Consider the following 15,641-nt stretch of genomic DNA (forward strand, 5'->3'; position numbering starts at 1 on the left):
TCAACTCCTTAAAATGCCCATGCACCTTTACGGAATATAGGCTCCATTGTACCGTCTTCTAATTCACCCATTATATCCATGTGAGCACTACCAATCATAAAATCTTCATGGACAATCGATGTATTGATACCTAGTTGTTCAAGTTCTGTATGAGATAAACCACGAGCACCTTCTACACATGTAGGATAAGCTTCGCCTATAGCAAAATGGTTGGATGCATTTTCATCGAATAACGTGTTAAAGAATAATACGTTGGATGCAGAAATCGGTGATTCATGAGGAACTAATGCAATTTCTCCTAAATACTTTGCTCCATCGTCTGTTTGAATCAATTCTTGTAGCAGTTTCTCACCAGTAGCAGCTTGTACTTTAGTTATCGCACCATCTTCAAATGTTAAGGTAAAGTCGTCAATCACATTTCCTTGATATACTAATGGCTTTGTATTCTTTACATAGCCATTTACCCCTGATTTAAGTGGTGCAGTATATACCTCTTCTGTTGGCATATTTGCTACGAAAGGAACAGATTGAGCATTTTTACTAGCTCCAGAAAGCCATATATGTTCTTTAGGCAACTCTACTTGAATATCCGTACCCTCTGCTTTATAGTGTAGCTTTTTAAATCGTTTAGCATTTAAAAGAGCAGCTCGACTTTCTAAATGATCAATATGCTCTTTCCATTTTTGAACTGCTGTACCTTCTCCAATTCGTACTACTTGGAAAATGAGGTCCCACAGTGCTTGCATTTGATACTCACCTTCTAAATGAGGGAATACCTTTGCTGCCCATTTCTCTGAAGGCATTGCAACAATTGACCATGTAATAACATCATTCATCACTGCTTTGCGATACCCTTCCAATGCTTTACCACTTGCTTTTTGAAAGTTAGAAATGCGGTCAATCGCAACTCCCTCTAGTAAATCTGGATTGTCGGCGTCGATCCATAATAAAGCACCTTTGTTTTCAATTAGCTCGTCACGTTGTACAGCAGACCATTTTGGAAATTCATGAAACGCTTCATCTGGAGCTAAGTCGTAAAACAAACGAGCGTTTACTTCATCTGTATAATTTACATCCACTCGCTTTGCCCCTGCTTCGTACGCTTTCTTTACAATAAGTCTTGTAAAGTCAATTGTATCCGTTGTTGTATTAATTAAGAGTGGTTGATTCTTTTGTATATTTAAGCCAACCTTCACAATTAATTCTGCATATTCCTCTAGCTTTTGTTGAAAATTCATGCTTTATTTCCCCTTTTTATCAATCGTTTTCGATGATCCTTCGATCAATTCTCCTCGGTACCAAACTTTCTGAACTGGCTTACTTGGAAGCTCTTTCGTCCATTTTTTATATGTTTTTTCATCTGAATAGGTTAATAACGTTAATACTTCTCCATCTTTTCCAGCACGACCTGTGCGCCCAGAACGGTGTAAATATGGCTCAATGGAATGAGGTACGTCTACATGGATAACATGCGTTAACCCCGAAATGTCTAAGCCTCTCGCTGCAACATCTGTAGCAATTAGTATACTCACTTTTCCATTTTTGAAATCGTCTAATGCTTGTTTACGCTCTTCTTTCTTCATTTCAGAATGAAGGGATACAATTGGTGCATTTCGATAAGCAAGTTTCGAGTCCTTCATTAATAGCTGATCAAGGCTATTTACAAAAGCAAGTCCTTTCATTCCTTCTAGATGGGAAAGTCTTCTTAAAAGCTCCGTTTTATCCCTTGGTTCAGTTTTCACAAAACTATGAATAACTTTACCTTTCATCGGAATCTCTTCGGCCGATACTTGAATACGCACCGGATTTTTCATCATTCTTTCTGCAACTAACTCAATTTCCTCTGTAATCGTAGCAGATAAAACTACCAGCTGTCTTTCAACTGTAGCGTCGATTAATCCTTTTACAGTCGTACGATGCTCTCTGCTTAACAGTTGATCTCCCTCATCTAATACAACTATGTTAATCTCATGCATTTTAATTTTTTTCACTTTTACAAGCTCTTGTAATCGTCCTGGTGTTCCCACAACAATTGTTGGTTTCTTTTTCAGCACATCGATTTGTCTGTTAATATTTGCTCCACCAATTAACTGTGCAACGGTAATATCCGTACCTGATACCCAATCCCGAAATACTTCTACGATTTGCATTCCTAGTTCTTGTGAAGGAACAATAACTAATGCTTGTGTTTGCTTTTTAGTAGGGTCTACTTTTTGCAACAATGGTAGAACATAAGCAAGTGTTTTTCCTGTTCCAGTTGGTGATTCCGCTACTATATCTGAACCATCTAGCATATGTGGGATTAGTTTAGTTTGAATTGGCATCTCAAAAGCAAAATTTGATTTCGCCCATTTCTCTTGCAGTGTTTCATTTAAATTTTGTATAAAAGTCAAGTTATTCTCCACCTCATCTGTGTTTGAGTCAAGTGTACCACATTTATCTTATCGACCATTACATATACAAAATAGATAGAAAATACTAAAAAAAGTACCTTAAACAAAAGGCACTAGTTAGTTTGTTTTTCTTCAGTTGTATATTCCTTCATTAATTCATAAAAATTTAGTTCATATAATTGTCTTCCATCAATTTTAAATACACCTTTATTTACAAGGTCTTCTATCATATCATCTCGTCTTTGTTCCGTTTTCGAATCTTTGTATATCATCATTCTAGCTGTCTCCTTACATTGTTATTCCACTATATGTTTACCCAATGTAGGAAATTATAAACTAGACTTTTCTACTTTTTTAAAAGCCATGCAGAAACCAGGAAAACGTTTTCGGATGAATAAATACAATAAATACCCCAACAAAGCACCAAGTGTATTTAACCAAAGATCATCCACATCACTACTTCTATTTTGAGGCAGCTGTACAATTTCAATGAAGAATGAAGTACCTAATCCAATGATTACGGTATTCGGAAAAAACTCCATTCTTTTAAAGAGCAACGGCAATAAGAAACCTATTGGTATAAAAAGCAGGATATTACCAAGAAAGTTAATATAAAAAGGCTGCCAAAACCCTAAATAAACAATTGCATTATACGTTTCTTTTACGACTCGGAATAACTCTAAATTTAAACCTGTTCCAAACACTTTAGCAGCACCAGGCTTAGGAATAATAGTTTGAGAAAATACTCCGATAAGTATGGATATTAGAATAAGTATGCCTAACTCATGCAAGCCTTCTTTCAGCTGAAACCCTCTCTTTTTCCAACGGATTAGACGCCAAATAATAAGGATCGGAAGTGCTAGACAAATAAAAAAGAACATGTCATCCAAATAGTTGATAATTACATGCAAATTATTCACCTTCCAATAATTCTTGTAAGAATTTTTCTCGATGATCAAGAAAATACTTTGTAATTTGATAATGGCCGGTCATTTCATACTCCACTTCCTCAATTTCACCATGGTCAAAACTAAGGATTGTCGCATTGGGATAGCCTAAAATAATTGGTGAGTGTGTTGCAATTATAAACTGGCAATCCTCTTCATTTACTAAATCATGCATAATGCGCAGAAAAGATAGTTGCCTTTGAGGAGAAAGTGCAGCTTCAGGCTCATCGAGTAAATAGATAGCCCGCCCATTAAAGCGATTTAAAAATAAGGATAAAAAGGATTCCCCGTGCGATTGTTCATGAAGCGATTTTCCACCATAATATCGGGTGCTCTCACTATCATCAACATGTGATGCAAATTGATAAAATGTTTCTGCTCGTAAAAAGAAACCATTTGTCACCTTTGGCATCCAGGATAAACGAAGATGTTTTCCAAGTGCACTTTCGGAAGCATCTACTTCATATAAATTGTTTCTACTTCCACCTGCTGTATTGAACTCACAATTATCTGCGATTCCTTCTAATAAGGTTGACTTACCTGTCCCATTTTCTCCTACCAAGAACGTGACACAATTAGTTAATTCAAGCTCGGTTAACTTATTAATTGTCGGTATTGTAAAAGGATACTGGTCCTCTATATCCGACTCGTTTCTTAAAAGCGTTATTTTTTTCAAAAACATATGAATCCCCCCCTACTCATACTATCTACTATTGACTATGAAAGGTTGTGAACCATGGATCTTCCCGTTCGATTGGAAACAAAGCGAATCCAAAAATCCTCACCTAAATTAAATGTTCTTTATCCTATAGTAACTAACTTACCTTATCCGGCAATAGAAAAAAAGATTAATGGAGATATTATTACACATCTAAATAAAATGCTAATAGAACAAGGCCTCTACAATGAGAACTTAGTGGAGATAATAGGCAACTATGAAGTGAAGACAAATGAAAGAGGAATATTAAGTTTAACATTAACCGTCTATTCTTTTAGTGGGGGGGCTCATGGTTTAACAATCATTCAATCCTTAACTTTTGATGTTACTACCGGAAAGCAATATGCCTTAAAAGATTTATTTAAACCAAGTAGTAACTACGTTGATGTCTTGTCTAAAATTATTTCTAAGAAAATAGTAGAGTGGGATGTCCCCCTATTAGTAGAGTTTACCGGTATACGTCCAGACCAAGATTTTTATATTGCGGATCATAGCCTCATTATTTATTTTCAAATATATGAATGGACTCCTTATGTATATGGATTCCCTTATTTTCCGATTGCGATTAAAGACATCGAGCATATCATTCGACAGGACGGGCCTCTAAATAAGATGCTTCCTTTTTAGTAGGTTCTGTTAAACGAACAAGTTGTTATGTACGAAAATCCGCGCTATCCGCGAACGAACTGCCAAGTCTCCTCGGGCAGAGCCTTTTAGTAAATAAAATTTATTCGTTATCATTTATACTCTACTGGTCGAATACTGTAGAATAAAGGAGTGATTTCAGTCAATCAATTTGTGGCAAGGTCATTGGATGAGATACGTTTTTGGTCCAGGATAATGAAAGAACATGCATTGTTTCTAAGTCTTGGTTTTAGTTTCGATGACAAAAAACTCATTCAAGAAGCACTAGATTTTGTTACTTTATTTGAGAAAATTGAAGAAAAATTAAGTACTTATTCTCTTCAATCAGATCCCGAGGAAATAAAAAAATTTAATGTTCAAGTATATCAAGCTGCTACGGCGATATGGGCCTATAAAAGAAAAGTGCTAGGTCTCATTTTACGATGTGAAATCCGATCAAATAACTATGCCTTATTAGTAGATCATACAAGTAGAGAAGCTGCGTATTTTGTACATCGATTAAAAGATTTGAACGCAGGAAAGTTGGAACCAGCTGCCGACGACATTATTAAAGAAAATGTATTCTTTCTTAAAATTATGGCAGATCATTCAAAATTTATCGGTCACCTATTAGACCCTTCCGAAAGAAAACTTGTCGATCAAGCTCGTGAATTCAGTCAAGACTTTGACCAGCTTGTTTTTCAAGCAATTGATTTAGATTCTATGCGCCCACAATCAGAAACTGTACCAATTCTGGATCAATTTCTGGATCAAAACCGAGTATCCGTTGTATCCCTTCGAGACTTTAAAAAAGCAGCAAGAGATCTAATAGAAGCTTGTCGGATTAAAAGCAATATTCATCCTCTTCTTGCCGACCATGTATTTAGAGAAGCAGAAAGGTTTATTCATATTATTGACATGTTTGAAGAGACACTCATATCAAACCAAGGTTAAGTAAACTTGTTTAATAGTACATTTACTATTTTTTAAATTGAGATCTGTTAACTCTAGTGACAGCCTCCCTTCACTGAGGTAAAGTAATAGATAAGTTAGTGAAGGGAGCATATAAAAATGAAGGCTATTTTTTTTGATTTAGATGATACATTATTATGGGACAAAAAAAGTGTTGAGGCTGCTTTTCAAAAAACATGTGAATATGCAGCAACAAAAGTAACTATTGATTCAATTGAGTTGGAACAAGCCGTACGTGCAGAAGCTAGTGCATTGTATGATACATATGAAACACGTCCATTTACACAAATGATTGGGATTAACCCTTTTGAAGGACTATGGGGAACTTTTGATGATCCAGGTGAAGGTTTTCAGAAGATGAAAGCAATTATTTCGGAGTACCAACGAGAAGCTTGGATAAGAGGACTAAAAAACCTAGGCATTGATGATGCAGATTTAGGAAGTGAGCTCGCACTGTACTTCCCACAAATGCGAAAAGAAAGCCCATTTGTATATGAAGAAACATTTGAAGTGCTAGATCAATTAAAAGGGAAATATACACTACTCTTAATGACTAATGGATCACCAAGCCTACAAAATATCAAACTGGAAATTACACCGAAGATTGCTCCCTATTTCGATCATATTATTATTTCAGGGGCATTTGGTAAAGGAAAACCAGACCCTTCTATTTTTGAGTATGCATTAGACATAGTCGGATTGGATGCAGAAGAAGTATTAATGGTTGGAGATAACTTAATGACAGACATTCTTGGTTCTGCAAAAGTAGGCATTCAATCTATTTGGATCAACCGAGAAGAGAAACCTGTGAGTGAAGAAGTTATTCCTACTTATACAATTGAAAATTTAAGAGAATTGCTACCAATCCTACTTAAGTAAGGTGGAAACTAGTGACTAACACAGTCTTAATAATTGAAGACTTAGAAACCGTTTGGGATGCGATTACGGACGAAAAAAAAACTCTCTGAATGGTATTTTCCTGGTTCCTTTTGGGTTATTCCAAAATTAAGTGTTGGAGAAATTGTCATTTTCACATTAATGCCAAGTGTTCATAATAAACTAACTGAAAAACTTCCGATGACTTTAACAATTAAAAAGTTACACCCTTTTAAAGAGTTTACTCTTTACTTAGATTCACAACAGATGTTACTGTCTTTTTTCTTAGAAAAAGAAAGCACTGGTATAAGAGTTTCTATGAATTTGGATGGATTTGATCAATCGTTAGCCAATTTAAAAGCATTTGTGGAAGGTTATGAACTTCCTTATTTATAACAAAAGGGGCTGTCCCTAAAGTCATACATTGACTGAGAGATGGTCCCTTTTCCAATGTATTGATTTCCGTTCCAGACGGACGCTTTCCGCGGGCATGGCTTCAGTCTCCTCAGGCCAACACGATGTTGGTCACGAAGGCGTTGCCACACGAGGTGGCGTTCTTAGCCTTCGTTCCTTTGTTCGCTCCTGCGGGGCCTTCAGCTCACGCTATTCCCGCTGGAGTCGCCGTCTTTCACTACAATCAATTGCCTACAAAAAATAGTAGTTTTAATAAAAAGTATACAAAAAACAGGTATAGAAAAAGACTCGTTTTTCTACACCTGCTTCAATTTATGGGCTTATTGGCGGCTGCCCCTTGATTTTATTATAGAGCTATCGGCGTTGCATCATAGATATCAGCTAATCCTTTTAACTTTTCGATGCCAGTATCTTCTACATGCTTATCAATAGAAAGCATCATAATTGCATCTCCACCTACTTCAGAACGTCCCACTTGCATCGCTGCGATATTGATTCCTTCTTCCGCAAGAAGTGTTCCTACGCGTCCGATTGCCCCTGGTTGGTCTTTATGTCGGATGAATAATAAATATCCAGTAGGTACAACGTCTACGATAAAGTTATCAACACGTACAATTCGACCTCCTAGTCCATTTAATAACGTACCAGACACTTTTCTTGTTCCTGTTGAAGTTTTCACTTCCACTGTTATTAAACTAGTAAATCCTTTTGATTTCGGTGTTTTCAGTTCATTTACTGTAATACCAAGGCGGTCTGCAAGGAATTTAGCATTTACGTCGTTTACAGATTCCCCTAGCTTACTTTTCAGAAGGCCTTTTACTGCATTACGTGACAATGGACGTGTATCTAAATTTGCTAGCTCTCCAGAATATGTAATGTTTACTTCTTCTGGTACTCCGTCCGCTAAATCGCTTAAAAATGAACCTAACTGTTCTCCTAAATTAAAGAAAGGTTCAATTTTAGCTAAAACATCTTTTGGCACAGATGAAAGGTTAACTGGATTTTTTACGACTCCATTTTGTAGGAAGCTAACTACATCATAAGAAACATCGATTGCAACGATTTCTTGTGCTTCTACAGTACTTGCACCCAAGTGAGGTGTAGCAATCACTTGTGGCAATTCCAGTAACTTATGCTCAACAAATGGCTCTTCTTCAAATACATCAAGTGCTGCTCCAGCAACTTTACCAGAAACAATCGCATCGTATAGTGCATCCTCATCGATAATCCCACCACGTGCACAGTTGATAATTTGAACGCCGTCTTTCATTTTTTCAAATGCTTCTTTATTAATTAAATGACGTGTTTCTTTTAAAAGTGGTGTATGCACAGTGATAAAATCTGCTGCTTTGATTACGTCTTCCACAGTACCGAATTGAACACCTAATTTTTCTGCTTTCTCTGCTGTTAAGAATGGGTCGTAAGCAATAACATTCATACGCTGACCTTTTGCACGAGCAGCTACTTCTTGTCCAATTCTACCAAAACCAACAACACCTAATGTTTTGTTCTTCACTTCTACCCCAATAAATGTTTTACGGTCCCATATTTTATGTTTCAATGCATGGAAAGCTTGAGGGATATTTCGAGCAAGGGACATCAGCATCGCAATTGTATGTTCTGCAGCAGAGTTAGTGTTACCGTCTGGTGCATTTACAACAATAATTCCACGTTCAGTGGCAGCAGGTATATCAATATTATCTACCCCTACTCCTGCGCGACCAATGATTTTTAAGTTCGTTCCTTTTTCAATAATTTCACGAGTTACTTGTGTTTGACTACGTACTAGTAAAGCATCAAATTCACCAATTTTTTCTGCAAGTTCCTCTGGTGTTAAGTTTGTATCTACAACAATGTTAAAACCTTCTGCTTGTCTTAAAGGGAAAATACCATCTTCACTTAGTGGATCACTGATTAAAATATTATATGCCATTATTATTCTCTCCTTCTGTTGTTGTTTTACTATTGATACTTTGCCTATTTCATTTTCTAGCCAAATCCAACTTTGTTCATCCTTATTTTGGAAAAACAAAAAAAGCCCTTCACTCCCTACATAAATGTAAGGGGCGAAGAGCTTGTAAAAAACTCACGCGGTACCACCCAAATTTACTGCAAATAATCTGCAGCTTCTTATTTCATATGCTTAACGCGCATTTACGAATGAACCTACTTAGTTATTCAGCTCACCAATTCAAGAGTGCTACTTCACATGTAAAATCACTGATTTGCACCATCCATCAGCTCTCTTTAGATTTCAAAATGTAAGCCTATCTCCGTCAAAATTGTTTAAGTTTTATTTGATTAAATTCATCATACGCACTGTCTTTTTAATTGTCAATATAGTTAAAAAACTTGAAAACGCTATCATTATTTTAGAATCAAAAAAAAGCCTGATATTACGCAGTTTCGGTTAATTATATTTATTTTTTTAAAAATATCATTCGTGTTTTTATTGTAATTTCGAATAATTAAATAGATAATATTTATAAACGAGTAGTAATTCACGAACTTTAATCTATTTTTTAAAAAAATCATCCATAATAACTGCAAATATCTTTTAACTATTTATGAAAAAATATTGACGTCAACCTTTATAATTTGTACACTGTATAAAATCATTTGTTTCCCCTAGGAATACATCAACAATCTAAAAGTAAGGATATGATGAGATGAAAGTGAGTAAATTTGGTGGAACATCGGTGGCAAATGCAGAACAAATAAAAAAGGTAGCTGCAATTATCCAAGCGGATCCAACTAGAAAGTTTGTTGTTGTTTCTGCCCCAGGTAAACGATTTGACTCAGATAAAAAAGTGACGGATTTATTAATCGACCTTGCTGATGCGGTGCTAAATGAGAAAGAAGTTGAATCAAAGCTAGATCATGTATTAAATCGGTACAAGGAGATTGCAGCAGGACTTAATTTAGATCAAACGATCTGTGACGTAATTGAGGAAGACTTACGTGTGCGTATTTCAAAAGATCAGTCAAACATGGAATTATTTATAGATTCTATTAAAGCAAGTGGCGAAGATAATAACGCGAAACTTATCTCTACATATTTTACAAGCATTGGATTATCCGCTCAGTATGTTAGTCCACAGGCTGCTGGACTCGTAGTAAATGACTTTCCAGAACGAGCAATGGCATTACCCGAAGCATATGAAAACCTTAGTAACTTAAAGAAAACTCCTGAAATTGTCGTTTTCCCAGGATTTTTTGGATATACAAAGGATGGTTTGCTTCGTACATTTGATAGAGGTGGATCAGACATCACTGGATCTATTTTAGCAGCGTCCGTTCAAGCTGATCTATATGAAAACTTCACAGATGTAGACTCTGTTTTTTCTGCAAATCCTAAAGTTGTAAACAGTCCATTAGAAATTGAAGAAATAACTTATCGCGAAATGCGAGAGCTTTCCTATGCGGGATTCACTGTTTTTCACGATGAAGCACTAATGCCTGTTTACAAAAAAGGAATTCCAGTTTGTATTAAAAACACAAATAACCCTTCTTCACCTGGGACTAGAATTGTCGCAGAAAGAAAAGGGAAACACCGACCTATTACCGGAATAGCTGCTGATAGTGGTTTCTCTATTCTTTATGTGAGTAAATATTTGATGAACCGAGAAATTGGGTTTGGCAGAAAGCTACTACAAATTTTAGAAGAAGAACACATTTCCTATGAGCACACACCTTCAGGATTAGATGATATTTCCGTTATTTTTAGAAGTCATCAGCTTAACCCAGAAAAAGAACAAAGAATTTTAACTCGCGTGATAGAAGAATTACATGCAGAGGATGTTCATTTCCGTCATGACTTTTCAATGATTGTTTTAGTAGGGGAAGGGATGAATAATAACACAGGACTTGCTGCTCGTGCAGCGACGGCAATTTCTAGAACTGGTGCAAACATAGAAATGATCAACCAAGGTTCCTCGGAAGTCAGCTTAGCTTTTGGTGTTCATAAAAGTAGTGAAAATAAAATATTGCGAGAGCTTTATAACGAATTTTTTGCACCTGCTACAGTGAGATAATAGAAAACTATAAGTGCAATTATTAAAACACCTAATAAGCCCATAAATTGAAGCAGGTGTAGAAAAACGAGTCTTTTTCTACACCTGTTTTTTGTATACTTTTTATAAAACTACTATTTTTTGTAGGCAATTGATTGTAGTGGAAGACGGCGACTCCAGCGGGAATAGCGTGAGCTGAAGGCCCCGCAGGAGCGAAAGCGACGAGGAGACTGAAGCCATGCCCGCGGAAAGCGTCCGTCTGGAACGGAAATCAATACATTGGAAAAGGGACCATCTCTTCAGTCACTATATGACTTTAGGGACAGCCCCTATTAAATGAGTATTTTCAGTCCAAAACCATCCGGAAAACAAATAAGAACAGGACAACCCCTCCCGTGCTTTTCTATAAAATACATACTCCATACTTTTCCTTTGTAATACTGTTTACAATGCTTTTAAATGATTCAAATTAGCTTTTTTAATGTAGTGAACAATGGACATTTTATTATTTATTTTCTTTGGGTCGTTCATTTGAACATAGCCCATCTTTTCATATATATAACAGTTCTTTTCTTCCTGTAATATGGTGTCCAATTCCCAACTATTCGCTTCAGGGTACATAATTTCAAGTCGGCTCATCACCTGTTGGGCAATACCTTGCCCTTGAAACTCCTCTAAAATATTTATCATATGTAATCGCATGAATCCAGACGATTTACGATATACATGGACACTTCCAGCTAAAGAATCTCCCTCATATATTTTAAAGAAATCCCCAGTTTGCAATCGTTCGGTAAACCTTTCAAACGATTGTAATACAGGACTTGTTTCATGGTCCTCGTACTTTTCATAAAGCGGCATGAACACTTTTTTCTGAAGTGCATATAATTCTTCCGCATCTTGCGTCGTTGCTTTTTTCAATGAGATATTTGACTGTATAATTTCAAACAGTATGTCCAGTATATGATACGGAATAAATTCTCCACTTTGAACTAGCGCTCTAATTTCATCCATTGTCGCCCATTTAGCATCAGCAACTTCTTCATATTGAAGCTTCCATTCGGAGGCATCTACGTTTTGTTTCACAAGGAAATTATCATCAAACCCTCTTGAAAACTTGACTGTAAATAATATTTCCGCTTTTTCCATCTGCAAATCGATGCCAAGCTCTTCTTTCGTCTCTCGTATTGCGGCCATTTCAGTTGTTTCACCTGTAAGAGTAGAACCTGCAGCAGCACAATCCCACATATTAGGCCACCCTTTCTTCCAAGGTTGTCGTTGCTGGATTAATAATTGCCCTTCTTCATTCATAATCCAAACATGCACAACTTGATGAAAATCACCTTGTAGCATATCCTCTCCCCTAATATGGGTCTTCCCTGTCTTTTCTCGATTTTCATTAAAAATATCCCAAACTTCCACTCTCTCACCCTCTTTATTTCATTTTGGTTGAGTTAGTATATCATAAAATTATTGACAACACCTTAATAATATGAGAAGATAAAGGTTGTTAACAATTTTGGTAGTGCATAATTAAGAATTTTGGCATTCTGCTTTATGTGTTTTTGAACATACTTATTCACACTGGAGCGACTACAGGGTCGCAAGGACGTAAAAGAAGGTAGGGTTTACGTTGCTTAGGTTAGAAGGCAACCAGTGGAACAATTTACCGCGGCATTGAAAGACGAGTCTTTCATGGATAATTATTCTCCGATTTTTTCGGGATGATATTTGACTTCAAAACTTATGCGTTACCATATAAAAAAAATCAAGGGGTGATCTCGTTATGAGATCACCCCTTGTCCAATTTATGTGGTTAATTCTTTTTGTCTTTTATTATATTCTTTAAACGTTAGTAAATAAATAAATCCACTAATTAACGCCAACACAGCCAAAATTACAAAGGTCCAAGTAAAACCAATCCACGTGACGAGCGGGAACACGAGCGGAGCTATTGTGCGTCCAATTGTATAACGCAAGCTGGCTGCAGCAAAATACTGTCCTCTCATATCCTCCGGCGCTAATTTAGAAACAAAACTTTCTTGTAAACCAACCGTCGCTAATTCTCCAAATGTAAATACCACCATGGCAATAAGGAAAACCCAAAAGTTTGCGGTCATTGGAAAAATAAGCATCGCAATCGCATATAAAAACGAGGAGAAGAAAAACACCCATTTCTCTGGATACTTGGACATCCATCTTGTAACAAATACAGTAAACAATACGACTAACAAACCATTCTCTGATAATAAAATACCAAATGAGCCTTCCCCCGTAACGGCCCATTCCCGATTAAATAATTCTCCTAAAACCTGACGATCAATTACATCTTTCATATAGACAGGTATTAACATATCCAACTGCATATACGTTTGGGCAAGTAATATCCCGGCAATGACAAATAGAAAAAACACCTTATCCTTTACTATTAAGCCGTATGCTTTTACTTGCTTCACAACTACTTGCATCCAATTATTCGTTCCATTATTAGCAAGCTGTTTCTTCACATCTTCTGGTAATGTTTCTTCGGTCATCAATCGAATGGCTATCCCAACCAAACAGAAAATAATACCAGAAGCTAATAAAAGTAGGAAGCGATGATTGAAGAATAAAACTGCTCCAACAATCGGACCAATCACAACCGAAATATTGATAGATGTGTAAAATACCGAAAACACGGTACTTCTTTCATTCTCTGGAACTACATCCGCAACAATCGCTTGACTTGCTGGATGATAAAATGATCCGCACATGCCGGCTATCGTAAACGCCACAAAACTTAACATCGGCGAATCCAACCATGGGGAATTAGCAAATGCGAATAAAACAAACGCTAACCCTTCAGCAGTCGCCGAAAAGAATAGCATTGTCCGACGCCCAAATCTATCTGCACAATATCCTCCAATTAAGTTAGCGCCAACCGAGAACACCTGTGATATAACTAGTAATATCCCGGCCATACTCGTTCCAAATTCATCCGCAAAATATATTGCGAGAAAAGGAAACACCATCCAAAAACTTAAATTACTAAAAAACTCTCCAAATAAGCGGACCTTTAAACTTCGATCCCAATCTCTAATTCTCATAAGCTTGTCCTCACATCTCTAGATTCAACTATCCTACCATATTAATTCGTTATACGAAATAGAATATTTAAATATTTACAAACATTTTACCGAGAATATTCCCTTTTTATTTGAAATATATGGATCAACGAGACTAAATTTGCTTATAATCGCAACCATTTTTCAATAAATGGGAACATTTCCACACAATCGAGAAAAACAAAAAAAAGTCGAACTCCTTAACTAGGGTTTACGACTTTTCAGTTTCATTCAATTAAACAATTAGGATTTGTAATGGCAGTCTTGTTATATCTCCTTGATGGTATCATCTAATAACTTAGCGGATTCCAAAACATGCAGAGATGCTTCTCCAATTGACTTCATTGCAACAGTTAAGTCATTTATTTCTGTTCCTACAACTTTTGAATCAGCAGCAATTTCTTGTATCATGGTAGAAATATTAGAAAAGGCTTGTGCAGTCTGTTCACTTTCTATTAAACCAAGATTGGCCAATTCCTGCACAATATGAATTGCTCCTACAACTTCTTTTTGTGCTTCATTAGATTCTCCAACTAGTAGATCTATTTGTTCAACGGAGCTTTTTGTTTGTACTGCTAGCTTACGCACTTCATCAGCTACGACGGCAAAACCTTTTCCGTATTCACCTGCTCTTGCAGCTTCAATCGCAGAGTTTAGTGCAAGCAAGTTTGTTTTTATAGCAATATCTTTCACAATATTAACTACATTTAATATTTCATCGGATGATTGATTTAATTTTTTTATCATACCAGACATAGAGGATGTTCTATTATATATTTCCTTTGTATTATCAGTTAAAATCTGTACGGTTTCTTTACCCTGTTCAGCAGTTGAAATAGTTCGGATAGAAGCTTCAATTCCGTTTGAAACCTCATCCATTAATTCTTGAGACGTTGCTATTAGCTCTTCAACAGCAGTAGAGGTTTCTAATGATTGTACTTCTAAAGTAGTTACTATACCGCCTAATGTTTCTTTAATTATTCGTTTAATATTTTCTTCTTTTTCCTTCGCTTGCTCTGCGGAATATATGTCATATGCCTCCACTACTAACTGTTGTTCATAATTCATTATTTTGCTAATAGAATCTATGAAAGCAATTTCTTGATCCTTAGGTAGTTCCATTTTCAAAATACACTTTATAAAGCTGCTTTGCAAATTATGACACGCTGCTAAATACCATTTAGTTTCCAACCCAATATGTACATGCATTTTAGCTATTTTTCCTCTTCTATCGATGTATTCATCGTCGATTATTCCATGAAACCATTCACTAATATGACGTGTTAATGTCTGTTCTAAACGCATGCGAGAGCTATGTTTATTTATTATTTCAACTAATTTTTCATTTCCCATTATGGAATCATAAAAGGAGTGCACTGCTATAGGAGTATGCACTATCATTAGTTGCTCCATTTGTTTCAACAATAAAAGATCTTCCTTTAGTAAATTTATTAATTGTAATTGTTTCAAGCTCTCTTCATTTGTCACTTCAAACTTTGATACAAAACTTCCCAAATTTTTCACAGGAATAACTTTTGACCGTTTTTTTGTAAACATAACATTCCCCTTTTCTCTAGAAC

The 15,641-nt window shown here is 36.1% G+C and carries 14 protein-coding genes, 1 pseudogene and 1 other annotated feature; of the genes and pseudogenes, 5 read left to right on the forward strand and 10 right to left on the reverse strand.

Going from position 1 to position 15,641, the window contains the following annotated elements; genetic code table 11:
* Positions 1-8 precede the first annotated feature (8 nt).
* The 5 genes from MHH81_RS16730 to MHH81_RS16750 all read right to left on the reverse strand — a co-directional run bounded on the left by MHH81_RS16730 (position 9) and on the right by MHH81_RS16750 (position 4,022).
* Positions 9-1,238, reverse strand: coding sequence for an aminopeptidase (locus MHH81_RS16730; RefSeq protein WP_340923345.1), 1,230 nt, complete (start codon positions 1,236-1,238; stop codon positions 9-11).
* Between the two features lie 3 nt (positions 1,239-1,241).
* Positions 1,242-2,393: a DEAD/DEAH box helicase gene (locus tag MHH81_RS16735; protein ID WP_340923348.1), complete on the reverse strand. Its 1,152-nt coding sequence runs from the start codon at positions 2,391-2,393 to the stop codon at positions 1,242-1,244.
* A 113-nt stretch (positions 2,394-2,506) separates the two neighbouring features.
* The gene (locus MHH81_RS16740) at positions 2,507-2,668 is read right to left on the reverse strand and encodes a Fur-regulated basic protein FbpA (RefSeq protein ID WP_340923351.1); all 162 of its coding nucleotides are present in this window, start codon (positions 2,666-2,668) and stop codon (positions 2,507-2,509) included.
* A gap of 54 nt (positions 2,669-2,722) precedes the next feature.
* A complete protein-coding gene (locus tag MHH81_RS16745; RefSeq protein ID WP_340923354.1) occupies positions 2,723-3,304 on the reverse strand; it encodes a VanZ family protein in 582 nt (193 codons plus the stop codon).
* 1 nt (position 3,305) lies between these two features.
* Positions 3,306-4,022 carry an AAA family ATPase gene (locus MHH81_RS16750; protein WP_340923357.1) on the reverse strand — a complete coding sequence of 239 codons (717 nt, stop codon included), beginning with the start codon at positions 4,020-4,022 and terminating at the stop codon, positions 3,306-3,308.
* Positions 4,023-4,076: 54 nt separating this feature from the next.
* Here MHH81_RS16750 and MHH81_RS16755 point away from each other — a divergent pair, with 54 nt between their 5' ends.
* The 4 genes from MHH81_RS16755 (at position 4,077) to MHH81_RS16770 (ending at position 6,926) form a co-directional block, all read left to right on the forward strand.
* The gene (locus MHH81_RS16755) at positions 4,077-4,685 is read left to right on the forward strand and encodes a DUF3298 and DUF4163 domain-containing protein (protein WP_340923360.1); all 609 of its coding nucleotides are present in this window, start codon (positions 4,077-4,079) and stop codon (positions 4,683-4,685) included.
* Positions 4,686-4,838: 153 nt separating this feature from the next.
* Entirely contained in the window at positions 4,839-5,636 is a 798-nt protein-coding gene (locus tag MHH81_RS16760; RefSeq protein ID WP_340925295.1) for a DUF2935 domain-containing protein, read from the forward strand.
* 117 nt (positions 5,637-5,753) lie between these two features.
* Positions 5,754-6,533, forward strand: coding sequence for an HAD family hydrolase (locus MHH81_RS16765; protein ID WP_340923363.1), 780 nt, complete (start codon positions 5,754-5,756; stop codon positions 6,531-6,533).
* Between the two features lie 57 nt (positions 6,534-6,590).
* The gene (locus tag MHH81_RS16770; RefSeq protein ID WP_340923366.1) at positions 6,591-6,926 is read left to right on the forward strand and encodes a hypothetical protein; all 336 of its coding nucleotides are present in this window, start codon (positions 6,591-6,593) and stop codon (positions 6,924-6,926) included.
* Positions 6,927-7,290: 364 nt separating this feature from the next.
* Here MHH81_RS16770 and serA read toward each other — a convergent pair whose 3' ends face one another.
* Positions 7,291-8,877, reverse strand: coding sequence for a phosphoglycerate dehydrogenase (serA, locus tag MHH81_RS16775; RefSeq protein WP_340923368.1), 1,587 nt, complete (start codon positions 8,875-8,877; stop codon positions 7,291-7,293).
* Between the two features lie 126 nt (positions 8,878-9,003).
* Positions 9,004-9,233: a binding site (T-box leader), on the reverse strand.
* A gap of 380 nt (positions 9,234-9,613) precedes the next feature.
* On the opposite strand from serA, the gene MHH81_RS16780 reads away from it, so the two are divergent.
* A complete protein-coding gene (locus MHH81_RS16780; protein ID WP_340923371.1) occupies positions 9,614-10,978 on the forward strand; it encodes an aspartate kinase in 1,365 nt (454 codons plus the stop codon).
* 423 nt (positions 10,979-11,401) lie between these two features.
* Here MHH81_RS16780 and MHH81_RS16785 read toward each other — a convergent pair whose 3' ends face one another.
* The 4 genes and pseudogenes from MHH81_RS16785 to MHH81_RS16800 all read right to left on the reverse strand — a co-directional run bounded on the left by MHH81_RS16785 (position 11,402) and on the right by MHH81_RS16800 (position 15,618).
* Entirely contained in the window at positions 11,402-11,818 is a 417-nt protein-coding gene (locus MHH81_RS16785) for a GNAT family N-acetyltransferase (protein WP_340925297.1), read from the reverse strand.
* A 78-nt stretch (positions 11,819-11,896) separates the two neighbouring features.
* A pseudogene (locus tag MHH81_RS16790) lies at positions 11,897-12,379 on the reverse strand (NUDIX hydrolase); the annotation flags it as partial.
* A 386-nt stretch (positions 12,380-12,765) separates the two neighbouring features.
* Positions 12,766-14,043, reverse strand: a complete 1,278-nt coding sequence (locus tag MHH81_RS16795; RefSeq protein WP_340923374.1) for an MDR family MFS transporter — start codon at positions 14,041-14,043, stop codon at positions 12,766-12,768.
* 285 nt (positions 14,044-14,328) lie between these two features.
* Complete coding sequence (locus tag MHH81_RS16800) at positions 14,329-15,618, reverse strand: globin-coupled sensor protein (RefSeq protein WP_340923377.1); 1,290 nt, start codon at positions 15,616-15,618, stop codon at positions 14,329-14,331.
* Positions 15,619-15,641 lie beyond the last annotated feature (23 nt).

Source organism: Psychrobacillus sp. FSL H8-0484 (assembly GCF_038005325.1).
Classification (GTDB): domain Bacteria; phylum Bacillota; class Bacilli; order Bacillales_A; family Planococcaceae; genus Psychrobacillus.